Consider the following 331-nt stretch of genomic DNA (forward strand, 5'->3'; position numbering starts at 1 on the left):
CGTGCAGGGCTGGGAGGCCTGCTTCGAGAACTTCGTCGCCGACGTCTACGCGGCAATCTGCGGCACCCAGCCGGAAGGGCTGCCCACCTTCGACGACGGCGCCCGCTCACTGAGGCTGGTGGACGCCGTGCTCGCCTCGGCCTCGAACCGGCAGTGGACGGCGGTGGCCCCGTGAGACGCGGGCTCGCGAGCGCCCGTCCCGCCCGAACCATGCGGGCCCGCGGGAGCGCCGGTCCCATGCCGACCAACAACCCCGACCCACGTGCAGGGCGTGGGCATCGAAACCAGGAATCAGCTCTCAATGGTGCACAGCAGCACCCGAGGCACAGCA

General features: G+C 71.0%; 1 pseudogene. It reads left to right on the forward strand.

From position 1 onward, the window contains the following. Window positions 1–175: pseudogene (locus tag BN358_RS26580) on the forward strand (gfo/Idh/MocA family oxidoreductase); the annotation flags it as partial. Between the last annotated feature and the right edge of the window lie 156 nt (window positions 176–331).

Origin of the sequence: Sedimentibacter sp. B4, from assembly GCF_000309315.1 — a bacterium.
GTDB lineage: Bacteria > Bacillota > Clostridia > Tissierellales > Sedimentibacteraceae > Sedimentibacter > Sedimentibacter saalensis.